Annotated in this window: 30 protein-coding genes; 18 read left to right on the top strand and 12 right to left on the bottom strand. The window is 41.2% G+C overall.

Features of this window, described 5'->3' with window-relative positions; genetic code table 11:
• The first annotated feature begins 16 nt into the window (after positions 1–16).
• Positions 17–196 (top strand): small acid-soluble spore protein H, encoded by a 180-nt coding sequence (locus tag ABEV15_RS04050; protein ID WP_429633709.1) that lies wholly within the window; start codon positions 17–19, stop codon positions 194–196.
• Between the two features lie 36 nt (positions 197–232).
• Here the strand turns inward: ABEV15_RS04050 and ABEV15_RS04045 are convergent, their stop codons facing one another.
• Positions 233–1,114, bottom strand: coding sequence for a LysR family transcriptional regulator (locus ABEV15_RS04045; protein WP_498852426.1), 882 nt, complete (start codon positions 1,112–1,114; stop codon positions 233–235).
• A gap of 136 nt (positions 1,115–1,250) precedes the next feature.
• Between ABEV15_RS04045 and ABEV15_RS04040 the strand changes: the two genes are divergently transcribed.
• The 7 genes from ABEV15_RS04040 to ABEV15_RS04010 all read left to right on the top strand — a co-directional run bounded on the left by ABEV15_RS04040 (position 1,251) and on the right by ABEV15_RS04010 (position 7,983).
• Complete coding sequence (locus ABEV15_RS04040) at positions 1,251–3,032, top strand: assimilatory sulfite reductase (NADPH) flavoprotein subunit (protein ID WP_498852425.1); 1,782 nt, start codon at positions 1,251–1,253, stop codon at positions 3,030–3,032.
• Between the two features lie 8 nt (positions 3,033–3,040).
• The gene (gene cysI / locus ABEV15_RS04035) at positions 3,041–4,759 is read left to right on the top strand and encodes an assimilatory sulfite reductase (NADPH) hemoprotein subunit (protein ID WP_498852427.1); all 1,719 of its coding nucleotides are present in this window, start codon (positions 3,041–3,043) and stop codon (positions 4,757–4,759) included.
• 111 nt (positions 4,760–4,870) lie between these two features.
• The gene (locus tag ABEV15_RS04030; protein WP_004890888.1) at positions 4,871–5,188 is read left to right on the top strand and encodes a YbjQ family protein; all 318 of its coding nucleotides are present in this window, start codon (positions 4,871–4,873) and stop codon (positions 5,186–5,188) included.
• Between the two features lie 190 nt (positions 5,189–5,378).
• A complete protein-coding gene (locus tag ABEV15_RS04025; protein WP_003397448.1) occupies positions 5,379–5,657 on the top strand; it encodes an autorepressor SdpR family transcription factor in 279 nt (92 codons plus the stop codon).
• The gene (locus tag ABEV15_RS04020) at positions 5,654–6,280 is read left to right on the top strand and encodes an SdpI family protein (protein ID WP_192948754.1); all 627 of its coding nucleotides are present in this window, start codon (positions 5,654–5,656) and stop codon (positions 6,278–6,280) included. Before ABEV15_RS04025 ends, ABEV15_RS04020 begins: the two co-directional genes overlap by 4 nt.
• A 732-nt stretch (positions 6,281–7,012) precedes the next feature.
• Positions 7,013–7,273 (top strand): YkvA family protein, encoded by a 261-nt coding sequence (locus tag ABEV15_RS04015; RefSeq protein WP_429637677.1) that lies wholly within the window; start codon positions 7,013–7,015, stop codon positions 7,271–7,273.
• A gap of 14 nt (positions 7,274–7,287) precedes the next feature.
• On the top strand, positions 7,288–7,983 hold the full coding sequence (locus ABEV15_RS04010; protein ID WP_498852424.1) for a TerC family protein: 696 nt from the start codon (positions 7,288–7,290) through the stop codon (positions 7,981–7,983).
• 54 nt (positions 7,984–8,037) lie between these two features.
• Here the strand turns inward: ABEV15_RS04010 and ABEV15_RS04005 are convergent, their stop codons facing one another.
• On the bottom strand, positions 8,038–8,706 hold the full coding sequence (locus ABEV15_RS04005; protein WP_429637675.1) for a response regulator: 669 nt from the start codon (positions 8,704–8,706) through the stop codon (positions 8,038–8,040).
• Between the two features lie 11 nt (positions 8,707–8,717).
• Entirely contained in the window at positions 8,718–10,295 is a 1,578-nt protein-coding gene (locus tag ABEV15_RS04000; RefSeq protein ID WP_498852423.1) for an ATP-binding protein, read from the bottom strand.
• Positions 10,296–10,452: 157 nt separating this feature from the next.
• Between ABEV15_RS04000 and ABEV15_RS03995 the strand changes: the two genes are divergently transcribed.
• The 3 genes from ABEV15_RS03995 to ABEV15_RS03985 all read left to right on the top strand — a co-directional run bounded on the left by ABEV15_RS03995 (position 10,453) and on the right by ABEV15_RS03985 (position 14,189).
• Positions 10,453–11,484 (top strand): TRAP transporter substrate-binding protein, encoded by a 1,032-nt coding sequence (locus ABEV15_RS03995; protein ID WP_498852422.1) that lies wholly within the window; start codon positions 10,453–10,455, stop codon positions 11,482–11,484.
• A gap of 146 nt (positions 11,485–11,630) precedes the next feature.
• The gene (locus tag ABEV15_RS03990; protein ID WP_498852421.1) at positions 11,631–12,896 is read left to right on the top strand and encodes a dicarboxylate/amino acid:cation symporter; all 1,266 of its coding nucleotides are present in this window, start codon (positions 11,631–11,633) and stop codon (positions 12,894–12,896) included.
• Between the two features lie 102 nt (positions 12,897–12,998).
• Positions 12,999–14,189: an MFS transporter gene (locus tag ABEV15_RS03985; RefSeq protein ID WP_498852420.1), complete on the top strand. Its 1,191-nt coding sequence runs from the start codon at positions 12,999–13,001 to the stop codon at positions 14,187–14,189.
• 21 nt (positions 14,190–14,210) lie between these two features.
• On the opposite strand, the gene ABEV15_RS03980 is transcribed toward ABEV15_RS03985, so the two are convergent.
• The 4 genes from ABEV15_RS03980 to ABEV15_RS03965 all read right to left on the bottom strand — a co-directional run bounded on the left by ABEV15_RS03980 (position 14,211) and on the right by ABEV15_RS03965 (position 17,002).
• A complete protein-coding gene (locus tag ABEV15_RS03980) occupies positions 14,211–15,188 on the bottom strand; it encodes a LacI family DNA-binding transcriptional regulator (protein ID WP_498852419.1) in 978 nt (325 codons plus the stop codon).
• A 203-nt stretch (positions 15,189–15,391) separates the two neighbouring features.
• The gene (locus tag ABEV15_RS03975; protein WP_498852418.1) at positions 15,392–16,096 is read right to left on the bottom strand and encodes a pirin family protein; all 705 of its coding nucleotides are present in this window, start codon (positions 16,094–16,096) and stop codon (positions 15,392–15,394) included.
• An 11-nt stretch (positions 16,097–16,107) separates the two neighbouring features.
• On the bottom strand, positions 16,108–16,506 hold the full coding sequence (locus ABEV15_RS03970) for a DoxX family protein (RefSeq protein ID WP_035018704.1): 399 nt from the start codon (positions 16,504–16,506) through the stop codon (positions 16,108–16,110).
• A gap of 55 nt (positions 16,507–16,561) precedes the next feature.
• Positions 16,562–17,002, bottom strand: coding sequence for a MarR family winged helix-turn-helix transcriptional regulator (locus ABEV15_RS03965; RefSeq protein WP_498852417.1), 441 nt, complete (start codon positions 17,000–17,002; stop codon positions 16,562–16,564).
• A gap of 180 nt (positions 17,003–17,182) precedes the next feature.
• On the opposite strand from ABEV15_RS03965, the gene ABEV15_RS03960 reads away from it, so the two are divergent.
• From ABEV15_RS03960 to ABEV15_RS03930, 7 genes are read left to right on the top strand one after another with little or no spacing between them, the layout of a single operon-like run.
• Positions 17,183–17,605, top strand: a complete 423-nt coding sequence (locus ABEV15_RS03960; RefSeq protein WP_252506221.1) for a c-type cytochrome — start codon at positions 17,183–17,185, stop codon at positions 17,603–17,605.
• Positions 17,606–17,623: 18 nt separating this feature from the next.
• The gene (gene nosZ / locus ABEV15_RS03955) at positions 17,624–19,489 is read left to right on the top strand and encodes a Sec-dependent nitrous-oxide reductase (RefSeq protein ID WP_498852416.1); all 1,866 of its coding nucleotides are present in this window, start codon (positions 17,624–17,626) and stop codon (positions 19,487–19,489) included.
• A gap of 49 nt (positions 19,490–19,538) precedes the next feature.
• Positions 19,539–20,102, top strand: coding sequence for a hypothetical protein (locus tag ABEV15_RS03950; RefSeq protein ID WP_498852415.1), 564 nt, complete (start codon positions 19,539–19,541; stop codon positions 20,100–20,102).
• Positions 20,102–21,418 (top strand): nitrous oxide reductase family maturation protein NosD, encoded by a 1,317-nt coding sequence (gene nosD / locus ABEV15_RS03945; RefSeq protein WP_498852414.1) that lies wholly within the window; start codon positions 20,102–20,104, stop codon positions 21,416–21,418. Before ABEV15_RS03950 ends, nosD begins: the two co-directional genes overlap by 1 nt.
• Entirely contained in the window at positions 21,415–22,212 is a 798-nt protein-coding gene (locus ABEV15_RS03940) for an ABC transporter permease subunit (protein WP_064213992.1), read from the top strand. The genes nosD and ABEV15_RS03940 overlap by 4 nt, the downstream gene beginning before the upstream one ends.
• Positions 22,209–22,880 carry an ABC transporter ATP-binding protein gene (locus ABEV15_RS03935; protein WP_004890837.1) on the top strand — a complete coding sequence of 224 codons (672 nt, stop codon included), beginning with the start codon at positions 22,209–22,211 and terminating at the stop codon, positions 22,878–22,880. Before ABEV15_RS03940 ends, ABEV15_RS03935 begins: the two co-directional genes overlap by 4 nt.
• On the top strand, positions 22,877–23,806 hold the full coding sequence (locus ABEV15_RS03930; RefSeq protein WP_429635699.1) for a FixH family protein: 930 nt from the start codon (positions 22,877–22,879) through the stop codon (positions 23,804–23,806). Before ABEV15_RS03935 ends, ABEV15_RS03930 begins: the two co-directional genes overlap by 4 nt.
• On the opposite strand, the gene ABEV15_RS03925 is transcribed toward ABEV15_RS03930, so the two are convergent.
• The 5 genes from ABEV15_RS03925 to ABEV15_RS03905 form a co-directional block, all read right to left on the bottom strand.
• Positions 23,803–24,108, bottom strand: coding sequence for a metal-sulfur cluster assembly factor (locus ABEV15_RS03925; RefSeq protein WP_192953322.1), 306 nt, complete (start codon positions 24,106–24,108; stop codon positions 23,803–23,805). The genes ABEV15_RS03930 and ABEV15_RS03925 overlap by 4 nt on opposite strands.
• A 14-nt stretch (positions 24,109–24,122) precedes the next feature.
• Entirely contained in the window at positions 24,123–25,376 is a 1,254-nt protein-coding gene (locus tag ABEV15_RS03920; RefSeq protein WP_192953321.1) for a hypothetical protein, read from the bottom strand.
• Positions 25,373–25,582, bottom strand: a complete 210-nt coding sequence (locus tag ABEV15_RS03915; RefSeq protein ID WP_035019230.1) for a DUF2249 domain-containing protein — start codon at positions 25,580–25,582, stop codon at positions 25,373–25,375. The genes ABEV15_RS03920 and ABEV15_RS03915 overlap by 4 nt, the downstream gene beginning before the upstream one ends.
• Positions 25,579–25,818: a DUF2249 domain-containing protein gene (locus ABEV15_RS03910; protein WP_339170185.1), complete on the bottom strand. Its 240-nt coding sequence runs from the start codon at positions 25,816–25,818 to the stop codon at positions 25,579–25,581. The genes ABEV15_RS03915 and ABEV15_RS03910 overlap by 4 nt, the downstream gene beginning before the upstream one ends.
• Positions 25,819–25,896: 78 nt before the next feature.
• Positions 25,897–26,589 (bottom strand): Crp/Fnr family transcriptional regulator, encoded by a 693-nt coding sequence (locus ABEV15_RS03905; protein ID WP_004890822.1) that lies wholly within the window; start codon positions 26,587–26,589, stop codon positions 25,897–25,899.
• Positions 26,590–26,840 lie beyond the last annotated feature (251 nt).

The raw sequence follows: 26,840 nt of genomic DNA, 5'->3' as shown, positions 1-26,840 counted from the left end.
TCCTGCGCGAAATAGGATGAACGTAACACGTGCGCAACAAATTGCTCAATCGCCCGATATGAAAAATGTAACGTATAATGGAAAATCGGTATATATCGAACATGTCGATGCGCAAACGGAAACGGCAACAATCCATTTTTTAGACAACCCTGAAAAGCAACAGCTTGTTCCTGTTTCACAGCTAGAGGAACATTAAACAAAAAGATGTAACAGAGCAGGATAGCCGTGCTCGTTACATCTTTTTTCGTTCGAGAAAATCAATAAATAAATGGACAATTTTTTTGCTTTTCATTGTCGGTGCATAAAGATAAGAAAACGTTCGGTAAAAAGGGGGGTGCTTTAAACAGACGATCGATAAGTGACCTTGTTTTAATTCACGCTCAATCACATGGCGTGAAAGAAAGGCTAACCCGTTTCCGCGCATTAACGTTTCTTTAATTCCTTGATTGCTGCTGATGATCATGAGCGATTTAATTTTTAATCCATTTGAACGAATAAAATGGTTAAAGTATTCACGTGTGCCAGAGCCTAATTCGCGCGTAATCCATATTTGATTTTGTAGATCGCTTATACATACTTCCTGTTTGTGAACGAGCGGGTGATCGTTTGAAGCCACGATAACAAGCTCATCTTGCATGAATGGATAAACAGCCAATTCTTTTTCGTTCGTTTGCCCTTCAATTAAGCCAATATCGGCTTCATATGAACGGACAAGCTCGACGATCTCCTTCGTGTTGCCAATCATCACTTCGAAGTGTAGTTCTGGATAATCGTCTTGTAAAGAAAGTAAAAAAGAAGGAAGCACGTATTCCCCGATCGTAAAACTAGCCCCGATTTTCAACGTTCCTTTCACACAATCGTGGTATTCTAAAATATCTTGTTTTGTTTGTTCGTACAAGGCAATCATTTTTTTAGCTCGATCGTAAAGTAATTCGCCAGTCGCCGTCACTTGTAGTTTTTTTGGCGAACGAATAAATAGTTTCGTTTGAAATTCTTTTTCTAAATTTTTAATGTGCAAACTGACGCTCGGTTGGGATAGATGGAGAATTTCCGCAGTTTTTGTGAAGTTTTTCACCTCTACTAAAGTCATAAATGTTTTTAATTCATCGTACACAGCTATCGCCCCTTAATCATTAAAAAAATAAATAGTTCTGATAATTTATATTTATTTTACTAATTTTATTTTTTGCGGTAAAGTCAAATAAAACATACTTGATTTATAGGAATAGTAAAAAAATGAGAGGTGAAAGATGTTGCCGTTTCAAGTGACGAATAGCCCATTTAACGAACAACAAGTTGACTTGCTCAACCGACTTTGGCCGACATTAACGCCAGCGCAAAAGCTTTGGTTAAGCGGATATTTGGCTGCTACCGAATTTGCGAGCACAGCGGTACAGCAAGAAGCCCCTGTATCGAAAGAAGTGACCGTTCTTTACGGGTCGCAAACAGGAAACGCACAAAAATTGGCAGAAAAAGCAGGAGAAGCACTTAAAAATCGCGGGTTTCACGTCACCGTTTCCTCGATGCTTGATTTCAAACCAAGCGACTTAAAAAAAATCGACACGTTGCTTGTTGTCGTTAGCACGTATGGTGAAGGGGAACCGCCAGATAATGCTTTATCATTTTACGAATTTCTCCATAGCAAGCGCGCACCGAAGCTCAATCATCTTCGTTTTTCGGTATTGGCGCTTGGCGATACGTCGTATGAGCATTTTTGCAAGACGGGAAAAGATTTTGATAAACGGTTAGAAGAGCTAGGCGGGGAGCGGTTATACGAGCGCGTTGATTGTGACGTCGATTATGAGGAAGCAGCGGCGAAGTGGCTTGATGGGGTGCTTAGTGAGTTGAATAAGCAAGGCGGGGGTTCCGTCACCGTCCTTCCCCAGCAGTCGCAAGTGAAACCTGTTTCTAACTACTCGCGCAAGCATCCGTTTCAAGCAGAAGTATTAGAAAATATCAATTTAAACGGACGCGGTTCGAACAAAGAAACACGTCATATTGAATTATCGCTCGAAGGTTCAGGATTGGTATTTGAACCAGGCGACGCGCTTGGTGTTTTCCCGAAAAACGACCCAGAACTTGTCGATTGGATTATTGAAGAAATGAAATGGAATCCAGACACACCGGTTTCTGTGGAAGGGAAGGAAGAACCGTTACGCGAAGCGTTGCTCTCTCGTTTAGAAATTACGGTATTAAGCGAGCAATTATTGCAAACATTGGCTTCGTTTTCACGTAATCAAGCGTTTCATGCGCTTCTTTCTGCTGAACAAGAAGCGAAGCGAAAAGACTATATAAAAGGGCGCGATGTGCTCGATGTCCTTCGCGAGTTCGGTCCGTGGGATATGTCGCCAGAACAGTTTGTGTCTTCTTTGCGGAAGTTGCAGCCGCGCTTTTATTCAATTGCAAGCAGCTTGTTAGCGTATCCAGAGGAAGTGCATATTACCGTTGGTGCGGTTCGTTACGAAGCGCACGGACGGTTGCGAAAAGGCGTTTGCTCGACGTTTTGTGCAGAGCGCCTGCAAATCGGCGACAAACTTCCTGTGTTCGTTCATCACAATCCGAACTTTAAACTGCCAAAGGATGCAAATACGCCAATTATTATGATTGGACCAGGTACGGGAGTTGCGCCGTTCCGCAGCTTTTTGCAAGAGCGTGAGGCAATAGGGGCGAAAGGGAAGTCGTGGCTATTTTTTGGCGATCAACATTTCGTGACCGATTTCCTTTATCAAACAGAATGGCAAGCTTGGTTGAAAAACGGTGTGCTAACGAAAATGGACGTCGCATTTTCGCGCGATACAAAAGAAAAAGTGTACGTCCAACACCGAATGCTCGAGCAAAGGAAAGAGTTGTTCCGATGGTTAGAAGAAGGAGCAGCTGTTTACGTTTGCGGTGATAAGCAGCGTATGGCGCGCGACGTTCACCAGACGCTTATTCATATTATCGAAAAAGAAGGACAGATGAGTAGTGAACAAGCGGAAGCGTATATAGCTGAGATGCAAAAACAAAAACGTTACCAACGCGACGTATATTAGGGGGGATCATTGTGGAAAAATTTTTATTAACCGCACCAGATGGACCGCCAAGCGACGTCGAGCGGATTAAACAAGAAAGCAACTATTTGCGCGGCACGTTAAAAGAAACGATGGAAGACCGTATTACTGCTGGTATTCCAGAAGACGACAATCGACTAATGAAATTTCATGGAAGTTATTTACAAGATGACCGCGACTTACGAGCAGAGCGACAAAAACAGAAGTTAGAACCTGCATATCAATTTATGATTCGCGTTCGTACGCCAGGCGGAGTAGCAACACCAGAACAGTGGCTTGTGATGGACGAATTGGCGCGGACATATGCGAACGGGACATTGAAGCTTACGACACGACAAGCGTTTCAGTTTCATGGTGTATTGAAATGGAATATGAAAAAAACGCTTCAAGCCATTAATGATGCCCTACTTACAACGTTGGCGGCATGTGGCGATGTGAATCGAAACGTTATGTGCAACCCAAATCCGTACCAGTCAGAAGTGCATGCGGAAGTGTATGAATGGGCGAAAAGGTTAAGTGACCATTTATTGCCACAAACAAGGGCGTATTACGAAATTTGGTTGGATGAAGAAAAAGTAGCCGGTACACCAGAAATAGAGCAAGAGCCGATTTACGGACCGCTTTACTTGCCACGGAAATTTAAAATCGGCATTGCCGTCCCACCGTCAAACGATGTCGATGTATTTTCGCAAGACCTTGGTTTTATTGCGATTGTCGAACAAGGAAAGCTCGTTGGTTTTAATGTAGCGATCGGTGGGGGGATGGGAATGACGCATGGCGACCGTACGACATATCCGCAGCTAGCGAAAGTCATCGGTTTTTGTAAGCCAGAACAAGTCATTGATGTGGCAGAAAAAGTCGTCACGATTCAGCGCGATTACGGCAACCGCTCCGTACGCAAACACGCCCGCTTTAAATATACGATTGATCGGCTAGGGCTTGAAGCTGTCAAAGCAGAATTAGAGCGTCGGCTTGGATGGGAGCTGGAAGAAGCGCGTCCGTATCATTTTGAACATAATGGCGATCGCTACGGCTGGGTTGAAGGGGTAAACGGGACGTGGCATTTTACGTTATTTGTCGAAGGTGGTCGGGTGAAAGATACAGATGATTATCCGTTAATGACAGGCTTGCGAGAAATTGCGAAAGTGCATACAGGGGACTTTCGCTTAACAGCTAATCAAAACTTAGTCATTGCGAACGTGCCAAGCGAGAAAAAAGAAGAAATTGATGCGCTCATTCAACAATACAAATTGACAGATGGCAAACATTATAGTGCGCTTCGCCGCAACTCACTTGCCTGTGTGGCGCTACCAACGTGCGGATTAGCGATGGCGGAAGCGGAGCGGTATTTGCCAAAACTGCTTGATAAAATCGAAGAAATTGTGGAAGAAAACGGGCTTCGCGATGAAGAAATCACGATTCGTATGACGGGTTGCCCGAACGGCTGTGCACGTCATGTGCTTGGAGAAATTGCATTTATCGGCAAATCCGTTGGTAAATATAATATGTATCTCGGAGCAGCGTTTGACGGCAGTCGCCTTGGAAAATTATATCGTGAAAATATCGGGGAAAAAGAGATTTTATCAGAGCTTCGTATGCTTCTTTCTCGTTATGCGAAAGAACGCTTCGATGGCGAACGTTTTGGCGACTTCGTCATTCGTGCGGGCATTGTGAAAGAAACGACAGATGGAAGGAACTTTCATGACTAAACAAATCGGCTTCCTGTTTGGGAGCCGATTCGTTTTTGGAGAAAGGATGATTTTAAACGGTGGAGAATATAATAAAGGAGTTCATTTTATTTATAGAAAGGGGTAATTGACATGATCGTTACAACAACAAATAGCATTGAAGGAAAGCAAATTGAGCAATATCTCGGTTTAGTGTCTGGTGAGGTGATTTTAGGGGCTAACGTCGTACGCGATTTTTTAGCGAGCATTACAGACATTATCGGTGGGCGAAGTGGAACGTATGAAAGCAAGCTAGCTGAAGGACGAGACATGGCAGTAGAAGAAATGGTAAAAAAAGCGCGCAATATGGGCGCAAATGCAGTCGTTGGTGTCGATCTTGATTTTGAAACGTTGCGCGATGGAATGATGATGTGCATTGCGACAGGTACAGCGGTGAAGGTGAAGGAATAGAAAATTTTGGGAAGAAGCCAAGTCGGCTTCTTTTTTCTTTTTTATGGTTGAGCGTGTATTCAAAATTTCGTTGAGAAACTGACATACAATGTTCAATGGTTCCTTTTTGTATATTGACTCATGTATAAAAAAGGGATATTATGCAATTAGAAATTTATCTAAATATCTAAAAGAAAGTAGGTGAAAAAGGATGTCGTTTAACGAAGCGTTTAAAGCGATTGCTGATCCGAACCGAAGAAAAATTCTTTCTTTATTAAAAAAAGGGGACTTAACAGCAGGGGAAATTGCCGAACATTTTGATATGCAAAAGCCGAGCGTTTCCCATCATTTAAAAATATTAAAGCAAGCCGATTTAGTGGAAGATCGACGGGTTGGTCAGCATATTTATTATTCATTAAACACAACGGTGTTTCAAGATTTAATGAGCTGGTTTTATGACATATTACAAAAAGAAGGTGATGAATCATGAAAAAGCATTCGTTTGTTATTTTTCTTATTATATGTAGCTATATCTTAAGTTTATTAGCTATTCCGTATTTGCCGAATGAGGTAGCCATTCATTGGAACGTTGCGGGAGAACCAGATGGCTTTACAAACAAATGGTGGGGCGCGTTATTATTACCGATTTTGTTAACAGGAATTGTTGCTCTCATCGTCTTTTTGCCGAAAGTGGATCCACGCAAAGAAAACTACGAGAAATTTGAAAAAGTATATCGTATTTTTTTACATGTATTTATTTTGTTTTTATTTAGCATACATGTGGTGACGCTCGCATATAATCTCGGGTTTCCTGTGCAAGTTGATATTGTTGTGCCTATCGGGGTGGGTGTTTTATTTATTGTCCTTGGCAATTATATGCCGAAAATTAAACCGAATTATTTCATTGGCATTCGCACCCCTTGGACGTTAGAAAACGAAGTAGTTTGGCAAAAAACGCACCGTGTCGGTGGAAAAGTGTTTGTTATCATGGGTGTATTGATTATGTTCACGATATTTGTAACAAGTGTGTGGCGCTTTATTTTTCTTATGATCGTCGTATTTGGTGGCACGATGTATTTGTTTATCCAGTCGTATATATTTTCACGTAAATGAACGGAGAGATCAATTTGTTTGGGATGTCTATTCAATGATGTTGTCCCTGCGTTATATCAAGTGAAAGTTATTTCAAATATTTGGGCTGTAGAAAGTATCCTTGCTTTGATTGCAATTGCTTCGTTTGTTTTTATTCGACGCATGAGTGAAAAGTTTCATTAAAAAATTACAAAAACATGTTGCATCGAAACGCGTTTCATACCTTATGCTTGCGTCAAAAGCATAAGGGAGGGAAAACAATGGGGATCTTTTTTATTTTCATTTTATGCGCCGTTGAGTTAATGGGGGCACAGTTTGCGATAGAAGCTGCTTCAAAAAAGAAGTAATTACGAAAAAATCATCTGTTGACCCTGCGTTTCAGCTTGATGTAACAAAGATTTTTCATTGTCTTCATCGGTTCGTTCGGGGCTAGTAAAAGCTTGGTGAAAAACTAAACATGCTAAGCTTAAAAAATGTGCAAACAGTTTGGCAAATAATTTGTGTGGGCGATAATAACTTATTGACAGGTAGAAAAAAATGAGATAATATGAAAGTAGCAGTATATGAGAGATGTGTAAAAGGGGAGTAGCTTTTACAGCAAAGTCGTCAGTTCAGGGTTTGCGCCCTCGGCTTTGTTGGCAACGTTGACGTTGTTAGCGAGACCTTTACCGATGCGGTAGAGGTCCGTACGAATATAGAAGACCTTTACCGAAATGGTAAAGGTCTTTTTTCGTTTGGAAGGAGGGGAAAGCAATGAGAAGGATACGATTATTTTTCAAAATAGGGCGCTTTATTCCGTTTGTCATTTCGTTTTTTCGTTCCCGAGAAATAGCGCTTCGTAAAAAAATAGCGTACCTTCTTCTCTTCATCGGGTATTTTTTCATTCCGTTTGATGCCATTCCAGATTGGCTAGCTGTTATTGGGATGCTCGATGATGTAGCCGTATTGATGCTTATTTTGAAAAGCATGATCAAAACAGCACCAAACACATTAAAACATAAATATGGAATATAAGAGGATGAAACAAAATGGATTTTCTTTCAATAGAATTTTTGACCGCACTATTATCAATCATTATTATTGACCTTGTGTTGGCTGGAGATAATGCGATTGTCATTGGGTTGGCTGCACGAAATTTACCGAAGCATCAACAAAAGCAAGCGATCATTTGGGGGACAGTCGGTGCCATTGCCATTCGGGCGTTGGCGACAATGGCGGTCGTGTGGTTGTTAAAAATTCCAGGCTTATTACTTGTCGGTGGGGTATTGCTCGTTTGGATCGCTTATAAATTGCTTATCGAAGAAAAAGGACATGAAGTGGAAGCCGGACAAAGCATGTGGGAAGCGATTCGCACGATTATTATCGCTGATGCACTAATGGGGATTGACAACGTTTTAGCGGTAGCTGGTGCTGCTCATGGTAGCTTTTTGCTCGTCATTTTAGGATTGCTCATTTCTGTTCCGGTCGTTGTCTGGGGAAGCACGCTCATTTTAAGATGGGTCGATCGCTTCCCGATCATTATTACGATCGGAGCCGGTGTGTTAGCGTGGACGGCTGCAAAAATGATTGTTGGCGAGCCGTTTTTAGCAACGTATTTCGCCAATCCAATCGTAAAATATGGATTTGAGCTTCTTGTCATTGCTGGAGTGCTTATGGCAGGGAAATGGAAAAATGGAAAAATGCATAAAGAAGCGACAGAAGAAGCGAAAGCCGCCAATGGATAATTGGCGGCTTTGATTTATGAGTGATGGAGAGGGGATTGGAGAAACTACATCGAATTATGAGCGCTTGATATAGCGGTTTACTGGTCGGCCAATTCCGCCGTATTGAACGTCTAGTTGAACTTTTCGCTCTTTTTCTAAATACTCTAAATACCTTCGAGCCGTCACGCGAGCAATGCCGACTCCTTCAGCTACTTCTTCTGCCGACACCGAAACGGTTTGTTGTTGCAGAAAGTCGACAATTTTTTTTAATGTGATGTCATTTAGCCCTTTCGGAAGTTCTGTCCGCACGTCCGTTTCCAGTTGGAAAAGCGAGTCTAACTCTTTTTGTGTAACCTTTTCTTTTGTTTTTAACGTTTGACGGAAAGTGTGATAATGCTCGAGCGTTTGTTTAAGCCGTTCAAACTTAAACGGTTTCATAATATAGTCAAACACACCGTTTTGCAACATCCGTCGAACGGTTTCTATATCATTTGCAGCAGTAATGGCAATGACATCTACTTCAAGTTTTTCGCTCCGAATTGTTTGGATCGTCTCAATCCCGTCTTTTAGAGGCATGTAAATATCAATAATTACTAAATCGGGCTGAAGATTGCGAACCATTTCCATTCCGTCGACGCCATTGCCGGCGATGCCGACGACACGAAATGGCGAAACTTGTTCGATAAATTGCCGATTTACTTCTTGTACCATTGGATCGTCTTCGATTAATACCACTTTGTACATTTCCCATCCCCTCACATTTCGAATGTAATTGTAAAAATCGTTCCTTTTCCTTTTTCCGACTCAACGTGAATATGCCCTTTTCCTTTTTCAACGATTTGTTTAATTAAATATAGGCCAATGCCACGTCCTGTTGTTTTTTTTGTAGAAAATCCTTCTTCAAACATATGGACTTGTATCGATTCTTCTATGCCGCAGCCGTTATCTTCTACAGACAGCGATAAAATGTCATCTGTTTGTTCAATGCTAATATATACTTCTTTCGGACGATCGTTAACCGTCTCAAACGAATCGAAGGCATTTTCAATGAGATTGCCGAGGATGACGACGAAATCATGATGATCTAAAGACTTTGGAAATCGGTGTAATTGGCTATGACGATCAATCGTTACTGTAATCCCCAATTCTTTTCCGCGGCTAATTTTACTTAAGAGAAGACCAGAAATGCTCTCATTTTTAATGTTTTTGCTTAAAAAGCGAATTAATTCTTCTTGCTCGGCTGTCACTTGAAACACATATTCTAGCGCCTTTTCTTTATGTCCGAGCTGAATAAGTCCAGCGATTGTATGAAGTTTATTCATATATTCGTGCGTCTGCACGCGAAGTGCGCTAACGAACGCTTTGACCCCGGTCAGTTCTTCTGCTAGTTTTTTCACCTCTGTCTGGTCTTGGAAAATTGCAACTGCTCCTACTGTTTTCCCGTTCACTTTAATCGGGATACGATTGCTTAAAATCGCTAAATTGCGAATTTGCAGTTCTTTGTTATAAATTGGGCGATTGATTTGTAAAATTTCCGGCAAATGAGTATCAGGAAGCACGGAACGAATCGGTTTTCCGATGACATCTTCCGTTACACCTAGCATCGCTTTTGCCCTATCATTAAAAATAGTAATGCGTTCATCTGTATCAATTGCGATCACTCCTTCATGCATCGCGTTGAATGTTTCCATCCGCTCCACTAATAACTTTGCAATTTCATGAGGTTCAAGTTGAAACATTTGTTGTTTAATATGGGAAGCTAAATGCCATGCGCCGAATCCGCCAAACAATAACGAAAGACTCGCTGTGACGAAAATCTCGGTTTTTAACGATAGAAGCACTTGCATAAAGCTAGGAAGCACGTATGCAGCAATCACAACGCCAATTTGGTGATGGTCGTTATCCATCACAGGAACAAAGGCACGAATCACCGTTCCGATTTCGCCGCGTGCTTTTGTTGTATACGTATGTTCAGCAAAAGCTGGGCCTTCATCTTCCCCGTAGGAGCGCTTCCCAATCATTTCGTTGACCGGATGAGAAAGGCGGACTTTTTTCATATCCAAAACGGAAATATACGCGGCCCCGTGGATGACGCGCAACCGCTCTACAATAGGATTAATCATGCGCCGTTCTTTCACTGTCCCTTTAATGTTTTGTTTTATTTCGGGTAGTTCAGAAACGGTGCGAGCTGTTAACAACGCTCGTTGTTTTAACTCTTCTTCTTTTGTATGCACAAAGTTTCCGACGACAATCGTTCCGCTAAGCAATAATGAAAAGCTGACGATAAAGAAAATAAGAGCAGTAATTTTCCAGCGAATCGATAAGCGCTTCATCGTTTCTCCCTCTTGATCTATCATTCTTTCACTATTTTAACATTTCTTTTGTTGTATGTTAGAATTTTATTAAAACAATTGGAGATGCCCTATTTGTGTTGCGCTTTTTTTACATACTACTATCGGGGTGAATAGTTACGTTAAGTGGTGTTGGGATATGAAAAAATGGTATTTCGTTAGCGGGATATTGCTTATGTTTGTCATATTAGTATTTATGTGGCAAAAACAGACGATGGAACATGTTGTGTACGATGATGAACAAAAAGGATTACAGAAACAAATTGTTATTTACTTCAGCCATGTCGTAGCGGAAAATACGCCGAAAGGATTGGCAGCGCAAAAATTTGCAGAGCTTGTCAAAGAGAAAACAAACGGTCGCGTCAAAGTCGAAGTATTCCCGAACGGTTCTCTTTATTCAGATGAAGAAGAAATCGACGCACTGTTGCGTGGCGACGTCCAAATGATTGCACCATCGGTTTCAAAAGTAACGCAATTGCTTCCAGAATGGCAAGTGCTCGATTTGCCGTTTATTTTTGAGAGCTATGATGATGTGGAGCGAGCGTTCACGGGGGAAGTAGGGAAACGTCTATTAGCGATGTTAGAGAAAAAAGAGATGAAAGGATTGGCCTTGTGGGGGAACGGTTTTAAGCAAATGACGAGCAACCGTCGCCTGCTTATCGAACCGAGCGATTTTTCAGGATTAAAATTTCGCGTCATGCCAAGTGAAATAATCGAAAAGCAATTTCAACTTTTAGGGGCAAAGCCGACTGTTGTTCCGTTTAATCATGTATATGAATCGCTAGAAAAACATGCGTTTGATGGCCAAGAAAATACAATTTCTAATATTTATTCAAAAAACTTTTATCAGTTTCAGCCGTATTTGACGATTAGTAATCACGGTTATCTCGGCTATGCGGTAATCGTCAATCAGCATTTTTGGGATAAGCTTCCGAAAGATATACAGCAAAACATTGCGGAAGCGATGCAAGAAACGACCGCTTGGAACTTAAACCAATCAAGAAAACAAAATGAAGCAGAATTAGAGAAAATGAAACAAAATTCAAAGATGCATATTTACGAACTAACGAAGAAGGAACAAGAAGTGTGGAAACAAAAGTTTTCTCCTTTATATGACGAGTTTGAATGGGAATTCGGAAGCGAACTTTTGCATCAAATCAAAGCTGAGTAAAATGCTCAGCTTTTTTGACGACCAAAATGAACAAAACGACCAATAGTAACATAATATTCAAATTTTTAAAAACATTCGTTACGATAAAAACAGCAAAGGGGATTTTTTTGAAAGCGTTACCAAAAAAACGAAGGGGAGAGAGAGGAATGAGAATCACGTTTAAAAATTTAACGGTTCAAGTTATTACCGGGATTCTTTTAGGGATTGCTGTCGGATTTTTGTTTCCAGAGTTCGGAACCAAATTGAAAGTATTAGCGGATGGATTTATTAAGCTTATTAAGATGGTGATTGCACCAATCATTTTTTTTACTGTTGTTATCGGCATTGGTAATATGGGAGATTTAAAAAAGGTTGGGCGAATTGGCGGAAAAGCGCTCATTTATTTTGAAATTATCACAACGTTTGCTCTTGCGATCGGAATTGTTGTTGTGAATTTTGTCAAACCGGGTGTCGGCTTCAACACGGAAGCTGTAGAAGGCGGCGATATTTCGCAATATACGCAACAAGCAGAAGCAGCAAATCATGGGTTCGTGGAGTTTTTGCTTGGCATTATCCCAGATAACGTTGTCGGTGCGATGGCAAAAGGAGAGTTGTTGCCGATCTTATTCTTCGCTGTATTATTCGGCTTAGCAACTGCTGCCTTAGGAGAAAAAGCAAAGCCGGTTATGGCGTTGTTTGAAAAGCTAGCAGATATTTTCTTCGGTATCGTGAATATGGTGATGAAAGTGTCGCCAATTGGTGCATTTGGCGCGATGGCGTATACGATCGGCACATTTGGATTAGGTTCGTTAGTGGCGCTTGGAAAATTAATGGCTTCTGTATATATAACAATGTTCTTATTTATTGTTGTCGTGCTAGGAGCGATCGCTAAGTTTTATCGGTTCAATATTTTTAAATTTATTGCCTACATTAAGGAAGAAATCTTACTTGTATTAGGAACATCATCATCTGAATCGGCGTTGCCAAAAATGATGGAAAAGCTCGAAAAATACGGTTGTTCGAAATCGGTTGTTGGTTTAGTCATTCCGACAGGCTATTCGTTCAACTTAGACGGAACGTCCATTTATCTTTCGATGGCAGCGATGTTTATTGCGCAAGCATATGGCATTGATCTTACTATTTGGCAGGAACTTACGCTTTTAGGGGTATTAATGCTAACGTCTAAAGGAGCAGCAGGAGTTACAGGTTCAGGCTTTATTACATTGGCGGCTACGTTAGCTGTATTTCCGATGATTCCAATAGAAGGAATGGCGCTTTTGCTTGGGGTAGACCGCTTTATGTCGGAGGCGCGTGCGATTACGAACTTAATCGGCAACGGTGTGGCAACCGTCGTTGTTTCAAAAATGGAAAACGAGTTTCACCCGGTAGGCGATGCGCAGTTGCAGCGCACCCATATGGAGTTAGCGGAATAAAGGCAGCCCATGGAGCTGTCTTTTTTAGGTAATTTTTTTGCAGTAAAGCAAAAAACGGATTATAATGTAAATATTCCATTTGTTTCGTAGGGAGAGAGGAAGATGCAAGCAAGTATTGAGCAACGTGCAAATATGCAAACCGTTGTTTATCCTATTTTAATCGCTATTAGCATCGGTCATTTATTGAACGACGCGATGCAAGCTGTGGTGCCAGCGCTGTTTCCCATTTTAGAATCATCGATGCATTTATCTTATACACAAATCGGTTGGATTGCATTTACGCTGAATATGACTTCGTCCATCTTGCAACCGGTTGTCGGTTTGCTTTCGGATCGACGCCCGTCACCGAGCTTTTTGCCGCTTGGCATGGGAGCTAGTTTGTTAGGAATGATTGGATTGGCGTTTGCGCCTAATTTTTTCTTTGTTTTATTGTCGGTTTTATTCATTGGATTAGGGTCAGCAGTATTTCATCCGGAAGGTTCGCGTGTTGTTTATTTGGCTGCTCGAGCGAGAAGAGGATTTGCCCAATCGATTTACCAACTTGGCGGCAATACAGGAAACGCCCTTGCACCGTTATTTACAGCCCTTATTTTTGTTCCGTTCGGGCAAAAGGGAGCAGGATGGTTTGTGTTTGTTGCAGCGGTTGGGATGACTGTTTTATTTTGGGTTTCTAAATGGTATGCTGTTCAATTGTATCAGGTGAAAGAGCGACGTGAAAAAACGATAGAAGAAAAGGAGCGTGCAAACAAACGTGTAATATTTGCACTCATTCTTTTAGTTCTTTTAGTGTTTGCGCGTTCGTGGTACTATGCGGGAATTTCAAATTATTATCAATTTTATTTAGCGAAATATTATCATATTTCGATTCGTGAAGCGCAGCTTTATTTATTTGTTTTTATGATTGCAGGGGCAATCGGGACAGTTTTTGGCGGTCCGCTTGCTGATCGATTTGGGAGACGAAATTTAATTTTTGCTTCAACGCTTGGTACGGCACCATTTGCGCTCATTTTGCCATATGTTCCGCTTCATTTCGTTTTGCCAATTGTCTTTGTCACAGGTTTTATTTTATCGTCTAGTTTTGCTACTTTTGTTGTTTATGCGCAAGAGTTGCTTCCAGGAAACGTTGGGATGGCATCAGGGTTAATTGTCGGCCTCGCATTTGGCATGGGAGCGCTTGGAGCGGTTGCACTTGGAAAAATTGCAGACGTGTATACGCTAAAAACACTTATGGTTATGTGTAGTTTTCTTCCTTTATTTGGTGTTCTGACGTTTTGGTTGCCGAAAGAAGCATAGTGGCAAGTGTATCGCTTGCCACTATACAGATGTCCGTTCAATAAGGCGAACGGGTAGTTTTTCTTTTTTGGGCTGTGTGTAGCTGTTTGCAAAATAGTCGTATATCATTTGGAAAGCTTTTTTCCCCATAAGAGAAAGAGGGAGTTCGATTGTTGTAATGTGCAACGCTTCTGAAATAGGATGGTTATCGAAGCTGACGATAGCTAGATCGTTCGGAACGCGCAATCCGTATGTTTTTCCCCATAAAACAATTCCAGCAGCAACTTGATCGCTAGTAACGAGCAAAGCGGTCGGTTTTTCCGCAAGCGAAAGAATCGTAGATACGATTCGCTTCCCATCGCCTATATGTAGACAATGGTGGAACATCCAATTTGCATGAATCGGAGCATGTATGTGTTGAAGGGCATCTTTATAAGCAGCTTTTCGCTTTTGGCTATTAATGCTCGTTGGTCGACCGAGACAATATCCGATTTTTGAATGCCCTTTTTTTATTAAATAATCCATCCCAAGCATAAAAGCTTGATAATGGTCAATGTATACAGAAAATATATGGGGCTCTTGTATATCTTCGCATAAAACGATTGGTCCGTCGCTTATGTATAATTCAAGTGTTTCAAGGCTAATGGTGTGTGAACAAATGATGAGGCCATCTATTTGCTTGACACGTAACATTTCGAGCGCTTCTAATTCTTTATGTATGTCATAGTTTGTTTGAAAAAAGAGAAGATGGTATCCATATCGCAATGCTTCTTCCGCAATTCCTTCTACAATCATGCTAAAATAGGGGTGATTGATGGTCGGTAACATAACCCCGATAATATTTGTTTTTCCTTTTGATAAGTGAACGGCATTAATATTTTTTTTGTAGTTTAATTCATGAACGACATCCCATACAGCTTTTCGTTTTTCTTCTTTGACATATGGATAGCCATTGAGCACACGAGATACGGTTGATACAGAAACACCTGCCCGTTTTGCGATTTCACGAATATTTGCCATACTTTCACCTGCTTTTTTGATCACATATATGTCATATTTTACTCCTTTTTTTGTGAGTTTGTAAAAAGTTTCATATTTTTTCAACAGGTGAGTTTTCAAAACGATATGGATTTATTTACGTGGATTGTCATGATGGAAGCGGAACATTAAAATGGAGGATAATGTTAAATTTAGCTTGCCCACTTAAGCGGGCAAGCTGGCAACTATGGTAAATCAATCAGCATAAATCGGCTATCTGTTTTCGATGTGATGTGTAATGTTGTTATATCTGTTATACGAGCAGCATCACGACGTTGTAACATCGTTTCACCATTTAACACAAGTTCTCCTTCAATAACAAAAAGATATATTCGACGGCCTTCTTGTTGATGGAATGTTATGTGCTGATTATTTTCTAAATCGGATAAATACATCGTTATATCTTGATGAATGTAAGCAACTTGATCACCTGCCTGCTTTTTCGAAACAATAGGCAATAAGCGATTTTTCATTTTTTCAATATCATATGAAACTTGTTCATATGACGGGGTAAGACCGCGTGCTTCAGGTAGAAACCAAAGTTGTAGCAGATTGACTTCTTCTGTAGCAGATGGATTCATTTCTGAATGTACAATGCCTGTTCCGGCTGTCATTCGTTGTACTTCACCAAATGAAATGATACGATGATTGCCGAGATTATCGCGATGTTCGAGCTGTCCCTTTAAGACGACTGTCACAATCTCCATTTCTTGATGAGGGTGAGCTCCAAAACCACGTTGTGGCGCGATGATATCATCGTTAAATACACGTAATGGACCAAAGTGCATATTTTTCCGATCAAAGTATTCAGCGAATGAAAAACTAAAATAGCTTTGTAGCCAACCGTGGTTTGATTGAAACCGTTTATGTCCAGGATATACGTGAATCATGGTGTGCCTCCTTATTTTATGAGTGCATCAATTGAGTAGTCGCCTGCGCCGATAAGAGCAATACCGATCACAACAACAATCAAAATAAAGTTGTACTCAAAGCCATTTTGAGTGACCCAAAATCCATTCGGAGCGTGCACTTTTACAATAGCGACGACCATTGTAGCAGCGAGCAGCAAAGCTGCAAATGGGGTGAACAGCCCGAGGGCAAACAACAATCCCCCAACGAACTCCGCTAGGCCAGCAATGAGTGCCATTGTCACTCCTGGTTTTAACCCAATGGACTCAAGCCACCCACCTGTTCCTTTTAAGCCGTATCCCCCGAACCATCCAAACAATTTTTGGGCTCCATGACCGACGAACGTTAAACCGACAGCGAGACGAATAAGTAAAATACCAATGTGCATCATGATCATTTCTCCTTTCATATATCTTGATTTCAAGATAAAGGTGTGCGATAGGCCTTTAAAAAGGCGTTAATGAAAGACCTATCTTTTTAAGCAAGTGGATCGCCATTTCCTTCTCGTCTGTAGAAAGCGCTTGGAAAATATCCGCCATTTTTTGCGCATGTTGCGGGAAAATGTGATCCATTAATGCTTTCCCTTCTTCGGTAATGACAGCGTACGTAATACGCCGATCCTTTTCACAACGTTGTCGGACGATATATCCTTTTTCTTCGAGTTTGTCGATGACATATGTCATGCTTCCACTTGTAAGCAAAATTTTATCACCGATTTGTTGGATCGGCTGCGCTCCTTTATGATACAGCAAATCAAGAACACCAAACTCCGTTGGATTTAGTCCGTAACGTTGAATGTCATGTTTTACATGTTCCGACACCGCTTTATGTGCCCTAGAAAGAACAACGAATAGTTTTAACGATAATGTTTGCTCGTTTTGATTCATACGCATCAACCTTTATCTTGACTTCAAGATAATTATAAACTTACGAAAAGTAAGTTGTCAACGATTAATATGTCATCATTTGTTCAAAAAATTCCATCGTCAAGTGATTTGTAGCACAACTTGAATTTTATGTAAGACATTATAATAGATTGTGAAGGAAAAATGAAAAGAGGTGAGGAAATGAAACAGTCACTGCTTATTTTTTTGCTTAGCGCTGTTATAGGCTTGGCGGGTGGATATACATATTTCCATTTCGCTAACAAAGAGCCTGCCAAAGAACAACCAACAGCTACTGAGCAAAGCAACGAAACGTCGACTGAACAAAAGGACACCACTGTAAGTTCGAAGGAGGGGGAAATCTTTAAACAAAAAGGGTGTATTTCTTGTCACGCTATTTCTAAATTGAACGTGCAAGGCGGTACGACAGGACCGGACTTATCGAACGCTTATGTAGAAGTCGAAGGAAAACATGGAAAACCAATTGATGAGTTTTTAAAGGAGCCAACGTCTGCGGTGATGTCTGGCGTAATCAAATCGAATCCGCTGACGGATGAAGAACGAAAAGCGATCGTTCAAGCGTTAAAAGTTGCCTCGGAAAAATAAACGAAAAGAGGTGTTCGTATGAAGAAAAAATGGATTTCCGCCATTTCTGGGTTGGCTGTCGGTGTGTTAGCTTCCACTGTTTTTTTCGGCGATTTTTCTCCAAAACAACCGACTTCAACGGCATCTGCGAAAACCAATGCGGAAAAAGTATACGTTCCGTTTGGTGAGAGAGATGAATACTACTTATTTGCTTCTGGTGGCCACTCAGGACAGTTATTTGTATATGGTGTTCCATCGCTTCGACGCATTCGAACTGTCCCCGTATTTTCACTTGACTCCGCTACCGGATATGGATGGGACGAACATTCGAAAAAAATGCTTGGCGGCTACACATGGGGAGATTTGCACCATCCTGCGCTTTCCGAAACGAACGGAGATTATGACGGAAAATATTTATTTGCGACCGATGTCGCCAACAGCCGTGCGGCAGTGATGGATTTGAAAACGTTTACCGTTAAAGACATTATTAGTGTGCCAAATACAAGCGGTCCACACTGTGCGGCATTTGTGACGGAAAACACGGAATATTTGTTTTTGCCGACGCGTTTTGCCGTTCCGCTTGGGGATAAATATGAATCGCTTGATGACTATAGCACAAAATACCGCGGCGTGATGAGTGCTGTCACATTCGATGAAAAGACGCAAAAATTAAATATCGCGTATCAAGTCGCATTACCGCCATGGTCGTATGATTTGTCTGATGCGGGGAAGAAGATTTCCAAAGACTGGGCAGTTATGACGACGTATAACACAGAAGAAGCAACGACTAACTTAGAGATTAACGCTTCTAAAGAAGACCGCGACTTTATCGTTTTGTTTAACTGGAAAGAGCTCGAGAAGATGGTGAAAGAGGGGAAATATGATACCGTTGAAGGACAAAAAATTATTTTCCCTGAAAAACATAAAGGTGGCATTTATTTAATACCAGTGGCAAAATCGCCGCACGGAGTAGATGTCACCCCTGATGGCAAGCGATTTATTGCTTCAGGTAAACTAGCACCATTGCTTACCGTATTCTCTTTTGAAAAAGCGTTTAAAGCGATTGAAAATAAAGACTTCGCCGGTGAACGAAACGGCATTCCGATTTTAAAATATGAATCGGTGGTAGAACGTGAAGTAAACCCAGAAAATGCAATTGGACCACTTCATACCCAATTCGATGATAAAGGAATGGCGTATACGACGATGTTCATTTCTTCTGAGGTCGTCAAATGGGATCCGAACACAGGCGAAGTGCTTGACCGTGTGCCGGTGCAATATTCGCCAGGCCACTCGGTTGCTGCAGAAGGCGACACCGTTTCTCCGGACGGAAAATATTTAGTTTCATTGAATAAATTGGCAAAAGACAGCTATTTATCTGTTGGACCATCGCACCCAGAGTCGATGCAATTAATCGATATTAGTGGAAAAATGGAAGTTATTCAATCGGCACCGGTCGATCCGGAACCGCACTACGGACAAATGATTAGGGCCGATAAAATTAAAACGATTGAAGTATATCCAAAAGATGAAAAAAATCCGCACGCTGTCTTTAATCAAAAAGATACGCGCATCGTCCGCAAAGGGAACGAAGTGCACGTATATGGTATTGCGATGCGTTCGAAATTCATTTTTGATGCGAAAGCAAAACGTCCAGATGTCATAGAGGTAAACGAAGGCGATAAAGTATTTATCCATCTCACGAACATCGACCGTGACGAAGATATTACACACGGTTTTGCGATTAACAAATACAATCTTAATATCGAAATACAACCAGGGCAAACGAACACAGTAGAATTTGTGGCGGATAAAGCAGGAACATATCCAATTTATTGCACAAATTTCTGTTCAGCATTGCACCAAGAAATGACAGGATATTTACTCGTCAAACCAAAGCAATAAGAAAAAGGGGGGAATCTTTCCCCCTTTTAATTAAAAGGAAGTGAAAAGAATGAAGAAAGCGAAATTATCTGTTTCATCCGCACTCATCATTAGCTGTGCGGCTGTTTTAATCGGTGCATCGCTCTTTTTCCCGTGGTGGGGAATGCGGTTTGTTGCACCGCAATATCCTGAGGGACTCGATATTATTGTCTATCCCAATAAACTGAAAGGAAATATCGACATTATTAACGGGTTGAACCATTATATCGGCATGAAACCGTTCAGCGAAGAAAGCTTTCCGGAATTGTCGTATTTGCCGTACGTTATCGGGGCGCTGGCGGTTTTGACGTTAGTGGTCGCGTGGCTTCGCGATAAACGATGGCTGTTCGGACTAATCATTGTTTTTGCTTTCGGAGGATTGTTAGGGCTTTATGACCTTCATCGCTGGTTAGTTGACTTCGGAACAAATTTAAGCGATGATGCACCAATTAAAATCGAACCGTTCGTTCCGCCAGTGTTTGGGGAAAATCGCATCGCTAACTTTGTGACGAACAGCTATTTTTCTACCGGTGCGTATATGATTGGGGCAGCATTTCTTTTGCTTATACTTCCGTTATGGAAGGAGCGAAAATGATGAAAAAGTGGTTGCTTGGGCTTGTCCTTGTCCTTGTCCTTGTCCTTCTTTTCTTTCCGTTCTTCTCTCCACTGGCGACTTATGCAGAGGGGACGCTGCAACAACTAATTGATGAAACGCCAGCGAACGGAACGCTTTTATTAAAAAATAAAACATATGTCGGCGATATCGTTATCGAAAAGCCGATAACGATTAAAGGGGCAGCCCATACGGTTATTAAAGGAAGCGGCAACGGAAACGTCATCAGTATTCGCGCACCGCATGTGACGATTGCGAATGTGACGGTGACAAATAGCGGGAAAAGTCGTAGCACACAAGAAGAGTATGCCGCCATTAAAGTATATTCCGATAATAACACGTTGAAACATATTACGATTACCAATTCGTTTCACGGTATTTACTTAAGCCAAGCTCATCATAATGTCGTCGAATATGTGCGCGTCATTGGGAAAAGTGGGGAGATAGCTGGACAAGGGAATGGATTGCACGTGTATTACTCTAATTTTAACAAGCTTGCCCATAATACAATTGTCGGAGCGAGAGACGGCATGTTTTTTGACTACGCCAATCATAACGTTGTGAAAGATAATGACGTTTCGCGTACAAGATACGGACTTCATTATATGTATTCAGACGATAACGAGTTTTACCGAAACCGATTTACGTTAAATACTGGCGGTGCGGCAATTATGAATTCGAATCGCATCGTGTTAAAAGGTAATGAATTTTTGTTAAATAAAGGAATGCGTTCGTTTGGAGTGTTGTTGCAAATGGCGAATGACAACAAAATTATTGGTAACGAATTTTATCAAAACGAACGAGCGTTCTATATTGATCAATCGTCGAACAACTTTATGGAGGGCAATACGATTGTCAAAAACCAAATTGGCGTTGAATTATGGGGAAGTTCACAGCGCCAAACATTTACGAACAATCGTTTTTGGAATAATACGATTTCTGTATTAAGTTTAGGGGGCGAAGAAAATAATCGCTTCAGTTTTCGTGGCGTAGGAAATCATTGGGGAGACGACGCGCACTTTTTCGACTTAAATCAAGACGGAAAAGGCGATTCTCCGTTTCAATATAAATCATCGTTACACAAAATCGTCGAACAAAATGAATTAGCGTATTTATTTTTAAATACACCAAGCATTAAACTATACGAAAAAATAAACGAGTTGATGCACGAAACAGAAGTTATGGCAACCGACAATCATCCGTTTGTCGATCGCCACAGCATGCCGTGGACAACGATATTAGTTGCGCTTGTAATGATGGTCTGGATTTTACAAAGCAAAAGGGGTCAACGACAATGAACTTTATTTGGAAAGAATGGTTAGAAATTTCTCGTGGAAAAGCGTTTTGGCTTTTCTTTATTTTGGTAGTTGCTACGTCTTTTTCCGTTTTTTTAAACACAAAAAATTTGCCGGTAGATGAAGGATTTGCAGTGTTTTTATTAACGCTGTTTGAAATGAATATTTATGTCATCCCAATTCTTTGTCTCTTTTTTGCTTCATTTGCTGTGATGCAAGAAAAAGAGTTTAAGACGCTCCTTATGATGATGGCGCGCAGCGGTTCATACGGCTCGTTTTTATGGCGAAAAAGCGTAGCAGTGCAAACGATCACGATCGGCATGTTTCTCCTTTCGTATTTTGTACTGATGATACCAGTAAAATTTGTTTTTTCGTTTCACGCGACACATTTTCTTTCTTTTTTAGCTGCTATCACGGTGCTCATTGTCATCTTTAATCAAATTGGGCTATTGTTAGGAAGCGTTTGCCGAACGAAAATTCAACTGATCGGTGCGAACTTATTTGTTCTTTTCTTTTTCTTATATTTGTACGATTTCGTGTTGCTTTATATGTTGCCGAACGTCACTTATGATAACGTCCAAAGCTTTGCGCTCCTTTATTTCTTGCAGCCGATGCATACGCTTCGTTTCTTTTTAGAAACGTCGCTTGGTGTTTTTTCGCTCGATTATTTATCGCGAACGATGGAAAAATTTTTCTCATTTCCAGCGCTAACGTTAGTAGCACTCAATATCGTCGTTTGGGTTGGTATCGTCTTTTTCGCTTCTGTCTTGTTTTATCGGAAGGGGGAACAAGGATGATTGTGATGGAACATGTCACCGTCGCGTACAAGCAGAAAAAAGTGTTAGACGATGTTTCACTTGTCGTGGGGAAAGGAGAGCGGTGCGCGCTTATCGGAAGAAACGGAGCGGGCAAATCGACGCTTATTTCGAGTGTGTTAAATATGATCCCGATAAAGCAAGGGAAAATTTCGATTTGCGGCATCCCAAACAAACAACACCAGTGGAAACCGCATGTCGCTTATTTGCCGGAAAAGTTTCAGCTATATCCTCATTTGACAGGAGAAGAAAATATTCGCTTTTTCGCGTCATTGAACGGTTCGGCTGTCAATGAACAAAAAATCGAAGAGGCGTTGAAATTAGTCGGATTGTGGGAAGAGCGAAACGTCCGAAGCAAAGAATATTCCAAAGGGATGCTTCAACGGCTTGGGCTTGGAATTATGCTTTATTATGATGCCGACCTTTTTATATTGGATGAGCCGACGAGCGGACTAGACCCGATGGGACGGGCCGATATTTTGTCGATTTTGCATTCGTTGCACGGCAAAACGATTTTTCTATCTTCGCATCATTTAGACGAAGTGAAGCAAATTTGTACTCATATTGCTTATTTAGAGAACGGAAAAATGACGAAATATACGTTAGCGGAATTTGAAGCTAACGTGATGTATGGGGAGGAGAGAAGATGAGGAAACTAACCGTTTTTCTTTTCAGCTTGTTATTTTTGTTCACAGGATGTTCGAACGGTGACTGGGAAGTGACGATAAAGACGACTCCATTTTATAAAGAAGGGGTAGCGGCTCCGTTTGCCGTACAAATTAAAGAAAACGGAAAACTAGCTAAACAATTAAAAGTTCATGCGACGTTTGAAATGAGCAATATGGATCATGGGAAAATTGAGGTAGATTTGCACGAGAAAGAAAATGGCGTTTACGAAGGAAATGTACAGCTACCAATGGAAGGAGATTGGGAAGCGCTTCTTGTCATTAAGAAAGGGAATGACAAAGTCGAAAAATTGCTAAAAATGCATGTAAAAAAAGAAACAGCAGTCGCCAAAGTCGGTAAAGAAAAAATTACGATGAACGACGTTCGTTTTTATCAAGCGTTGAGTAAAATCGAAATTGCGATTCAAAAAGAACGCGCGCAAGCAACGTATAAAGGAGCCGCGCTAAACGAACAACTTGCCTACTGGGATCGAAGAGAGCAGTACGCACATCGATTGGATCAAGCTTTGTCACACTTAGTAGAGTTGCAGGTGATGGCTTTATTAGCTGAAGAAAAAGGACATGTTGTTACAAAGCAAGAAATCACGAAAACGATTGCTGCGCTTCGCCATCAATATGAGCGCTATGAAGTTGTTCAACAAATGATTGATACGTATGGAGAAAAAAAGTTTTGGGAAGATTATTCCCACTATAGTAAACTCCGTTTGCTGGTGAGCGATGTTTACAACGATTTGGCAGGTGCAGTGAGAAAAGCGAACCCAACCGTCAACGACAACGAGATTCGCTATTTAGCGCAAAAACAATATAACGAGTTGTTTATTTCTCAAATCAATTCATTGCAAATCGATTTGTATATTCAGGGGCAAACAGAAGGTCGTTTGCCCCATTAATTTGATAAAAAGCCCAATTGCCGTAGTGCGGCTTCGCTCATTCGCTCTGGTGTCCATGGCGGATTCCACGTAATTTGTACATCGACATCTTTTACCCCCTCCATGTGTGCAAGCGCTCGTTTGACACCACCAACAATGGAATCGTGCAGCGGGCAGCCAGGGGTAGTAAGTGTCATCACAATCGACACAACCCCGTTGTCAACGCGTAAATCGTAAATTAACCCTAAATCTACCACATTAATGCCTAGTTCTGGGTCGTATACGGTACGAAGCTGTTCCATGACCATCTCTTTTAATTCCATTTGATTTTCCTCCTTTATTTCCGCAATACGGAGATGATTGCTCCTGCAAACAAGAGAGAAAATGCAACCATCCCACCTTGAGCAACATAAAATAACGGCAAGCTAGAAACAATAAGCGCTAGGATGACACCGATAAAGCTAACGAGAAATAGCCCGCAGGTAAAAACAGTACATTTTTCATTTATCATTTGCTTTAACGTCGGTACGTTTTCTTTGCCGATTTTTTGGCTATAGCGGTGCGTCCACCATAAAAATGGCACGATTTTATATAAATAACCGACAATGCTTAAAATAATCCATCCGAAAAGATACCCGTATATAATCACGCCAAAACCGGCCGTATTTCCTATGATCGCGAACAGAAAAGCGAATCCATGTAGGCAAAGTGCGATAGCGATTGCGAAAAGCGCAAATAAAAACGGACGATCTAATTTTTTCTTGACTCGCTTTCGCAAAATCGTTACGATATGGTAGCTAAATAGCGCAAACCCAAGCAACAACAGTCCTGTTCCACTAGCGAAAAGAGCAGAACTGTTCGTGAAAAAGCTGAAAAAGGTAACGGCGAGTCCGCTGACGTAAAAGGCGTACACATAGCGGGCAAGCGTCATCGAAAACCCGTGCGCCAACGAAAACATCGGCACCATTTTGTAAGAAAAGCCGATAATAAGCAACGTAAACCATCCGGCAATTCCTAATAATAGATGTGTTTTTAGCATGAATACATGATCTGCTATTTTGCTGCCGCTAAAAAAATGAAACGAAAGCGCTATTCCTAAAGAAACCGTCAATAGCAAGCAAAAAAGCGCTGTACTGACAAATAACGTCATGATATTTTTTGCCGGCTGTTTTTTTAGCGTCATCGCCATTTGGATGAAAAAAAGAACAAACCCGAGCATAAGCAACAAGCCAGCGAAAAACACGAACTCCATTTTCCAAAGGAAACTAATTGAAAGCAGAAAAATGCCAAGTGCGGTGATAAAAAATTGCACAAATCCTAATGTTTCGTTCCATATCGGCGTTAAAAAGGCAACTGGAACGAGTTGATACATCGCGCCCATCGCGACCATTAACGCCCAACCGAGCACTGCTAGATGCATCGCCGCCCATACGCTAGGGATACGGAACGCCCCTTGAACGAGCGATGTGCCGGAAAAAAGCAACATCGCTTCAGAAGCGATGAACGCAACGACGCCAAATAAAATAAAAGAAAACGGCAAGCGAATATTTGTTTCATACGTTTGTTGTGTCGAAGGAAACATCGTCGTCATCCCTTTGTAATCGTAATTTCAAAGCTCCCGTCCTCGCGCTCTTTCGTTTTATAAAGATAGCCAAGTTCGTCAAGCTGTTCGTATAAAAACATCGGGCGGCGGTCATTAATAATCGTTAATGTCTCTCCTTTAGGAAGTGTTTCTAATGCCGCAAGCGTCCGCATCATCGGTTGCGGTGGTTCTAATCCACGATTATCTAAGATCATCGTTCTCCCCCCTGCTTGACAAACGTCACTTTCCAATGTTTTTTGTCGAGTTGTTCCGCTTCATACGTAAATCCTTTCGCTTTCATTACCGCAAAAAGTGGGACGGGCTTAAACGGTGCATGTAAAATAAACGTATCACCCACTTCGAGCGGTTGAACAGCGTTCATAATTTTTTGGAACGGCTCCAACTTTTTTTGCAAATCATCACGAACATCCAACTCCACGATTTTTCCCATCGTTCTCCCCCTTTCATGATCTCTTCACTTTCTATGATAGCGATTTTCACTCGTGGGTATTGTGATCTCTGTCACATATTATAAAAAAATCTCCTTTTCCAATTTTTCTGCATCAATTAAGTAATAGCCATTGTCATCAATATCGATCAGTCCTTTTCGCTTCAATTGGCTGAGCGTACGACTAATTGTTTCGCGCGATGTGCCAATCATATTGGCGAGTTCGCGGTTTGTAAAATGCGTCGTTAAGCGATGGAATCGTCCTTGCGAGACTGCGTTTGTTTTTGTCAGTCGCAATAAAAGCAAAATAATTTGTTCATACGTATTATGGAGAATTTGTTCTTCTAGGCGGTTTTGTAGGTCGATAATTTTTTCTCCCATCACGCGAAATAGTTTCATGCACAATTCTGGGTAACAAATAAGCGTTTGTTCAAATTCGGCGATTGGAATGGCAATGAGCGTTGCTTCTTCCATCACTTCCGCATGGGCTGGGTAGCTTCCACGACGGAAAAAGCCAGCGTGCGGGAACATTTCTCCTGTTTGCAAAATCGACACAATTTGTTCTTTGCCGTTAATATCCGTTTTGTAAATCTTTACTGTTCCTGATTGAATAAAAAAGACACGTTCAAGCGGCTCTCCTTGCATAAAGACGAACGTTCGCGGTTTATAAACACGCACTTGAGAAATTTTCACGATTGAGTCAAGTTCTTGATCGGATAATTCCCGAAAAAGCGCGACATTTTTCAACCTTGTTTTAATCCAATCATGCGTCATATTATCCACTCCTTATGGAATTTCTAAGCAAAATTTTACGTTGTTTTCTATTGAGAAGCTGTGACATAAATCATAACTTTTCGTGAACGTGTGACGAAAATCATAGGGAACGTTTGCGACATCTCACATAACGGAACATTTTTCAGCGCTACAATGAGAACGAAAGAAACGAAAAGGAAGGTGGAGGGATATGGAAATAAACCGGAACGTTCGCGCATCGGTCGCTCGTTCAACGCAAAACAGCTTTTTAA

The organism is Bhargavaea massiliensis (assembly GCF_050480245.1).
Taxonomy (GTDB): domain Bacteria; phylum Bacillota; class Bacilli; order Bacillales; family Anoxybacillaceae; genus Anoxybacillus.
The sequence above is the reverse complement of the archived record's forward strand: the minus strand, read 5'-3'. Positions and strand labels throughout refer to the sequence as shown.

Bases quoted from the DNA above. Each gene is read 5' to 3' on its own strand.
- ABEV15_RS04050 (WP_429633709.1), top strand. From the start codon at position 17: ATGAACGTAACACGTGCGCAACAAATTGCTCAATCGCCCGATATGAAA.
- ABEV15_RS04040 (WP_498852425.1), top strand. From the start codon at position 1,251: ATGTTGCCGTTTCAAGTGACGAATAGCCCATTTAACGAACAACAAGTT.
- ABEV15_RS04030 (WP_004890888.1), top strand. From the start codon at position 4,871: ATGATCGTTACAACAACAAATAGCATTGAAGGAAAGCAAATTGAGCAA.
- ABEV15_RS04025 (WP_003397448.1), top strand. From the start codon at position 5,379: ATGTCGTTTAACGAAGCGTTTAAAGCGATTGCTGATCCGAACCGAAGA.
- ABEV15_RS04020 (WP_192948754.1), top strand. From the start codon at position 5,654: ATGAAAAAGCATTCGTTTGTTATTTTTCTTATTATATGTAGCTATATC.
- ABEV15_RS04015 (WP_429637677.1), top strand. From the start codon at position 7,013: ATGAGAAGGATACGATTATTTTTCAAAATAGGGCGCTTTATTCCGTTT.
- ABEV15_RS04010 (WP_498852424.1), top strand. From the start codon at position 7,288: ATGGATTTTCTTTCAATAGAATTTTTGACCGCACTATTATCAATCATT.
- ABEV15_RS04005 (WP_429637675.1), bottom strand. From the start codon at position 8,706: ATGTACAAAGTGGTATTAATCGAAGACGATCCAATGGTACAAGAAGTA.
- ABEV15_RS04000 (WP_498852423.1), bottom strand. From the start codon at position 10,295: ATGAAGCGCTTATCGATTCGCTGGAAAATTACTGCTCTTATTTTCTTT.
- ABEV15_RS03995 (WP_498852422.1), top strand. From the start codon at position 10,453: ATGAAAAAATGGTATTTCGTTAGCGGGATATTGCTTATGTTTGTCATA.
- ABEV15_RS03990 (WP_498852421.1), top strand. From the start codon at position 11,631: ATGAGAATCACGTTTAAAAATTTAACGGTTCAAGTTATTACCGGGATT.
- ABEV15_RS03985 (WP_498852420.1), top strand. From the start codon at position 12,999: ATGCAAGCAAGTATTGAGCAACGTGCAAATATGCAAACCGTTGTTTAT.
- ABEV15_RS03980 (WP_498852419.1), bottom strand. From the start codon at position 15,188: ATGGCAAATATTCGTGAAATCGCAAAACGGGCAGGTGTTTCTGTATCA.
- ABEV15_RS03975 (WP_498852418.1), bottom strand. From the start codon at position 16,096: ATGATTCACGTATATCCTGGACATAAACGGTTTCAATCAAACCACGGT.
- ABEV15_RS03970 (WP_035018704.1), bottom strand. From the start codon at position 16,506: ATGATGCACATTGGTATTTTACTTATTCGTCTCGCTGTCGGTTTAACG.
- ABEV15_RS03965 (WP_498852417.1), bottom strand. From the start codon at position 17,002: ATGAATCAAAACGAGCAAACATTATCGTTAAAACTATTCGTTGTTCTT.
- ABEV15_RS03960 (WP_252506221.1), top strand. From the start codon at position 17,183: ATGAAACAGTCACTGCTTATTTTTTTGCTTAGCGCTGTTATAGGCTTG.
- nosZ (WP_498852416.1), top strand. From the start codon at position 17,624: ATGAAGAAAAAATGGATTTCCGCCATTTCTGGGTTGGCTGTCGGTGTG.
- ABEV15_RS03950 (WP_498852415.1), top strand. From the start codon at position 19,539: ATGAAGAAAGCGAAATTATCTGTTTCATCCGCACTCATCATTAGCTGT.
- nosD (WP_498852414.1), top strand. From the start codon at position 20,102: ATGAAAAAGTGGTTGCTTGGGCTTGTCCTTGTCCTTGTCCTTGTCCTT.
- ABEV15_RS03940 (WP_064213992.1), top strand. From the start codon at position 21,415: ATGAACTTTATTTGGAAAGAATGGTTAGAAATTTCTCGTGGAAAAGCG.
- ABEV15_RS03935 (WP_004890837.1), top strand. From the start codon at position 22,209: ATGATTGTGATGGAACATGTCACCGTCGCGTACAAGCAGAAAAAAGTG.
- ABEV15_RS03930 (WP_429635699.1), top strand. From the start codon at position 22,877: ATGAGGAAACTAACCGTTTTTCTTTTCAGCTTGTTATTTTTGTTCACA.
- ABEV15_RS03925 (WP_192953322.1), bottom strand. From the start codon at position 24,108: ATGGAATTAAAAGAGATGGTCATGGAACAGCTTCGTACCGTATACGAC.
- ABEV15_RS03920 (WP_192953321.1), bottom strand. From the start codon at position 25,376: ATGACGACGATGTTTCCTTCGACACAACAAACGTATGAAACAAATATT.
- ABEV15_RS03915 (WP_035019230.1), bottom strand. From the start codon at position 25,582: ATGATCTTAGATAATCGTGGATTAGAACCACCGCAACCGATGATGCGG.
- ABEV15_RS03910 (WP_339170185.1), bottom strand. From the start codon at position 25,818: ATGGGAAAAATCGTGGAGTTGGATGTTCGTGATGATTTGCAAAAAAAG.
- ABEV15_RS03905 (WP_004890822.1), bottom strand. From the start codon at position 26,589: ATGACGCATGATTGGATTAAAACAAGGTTGAAAAATGTCGCGCTTTTT.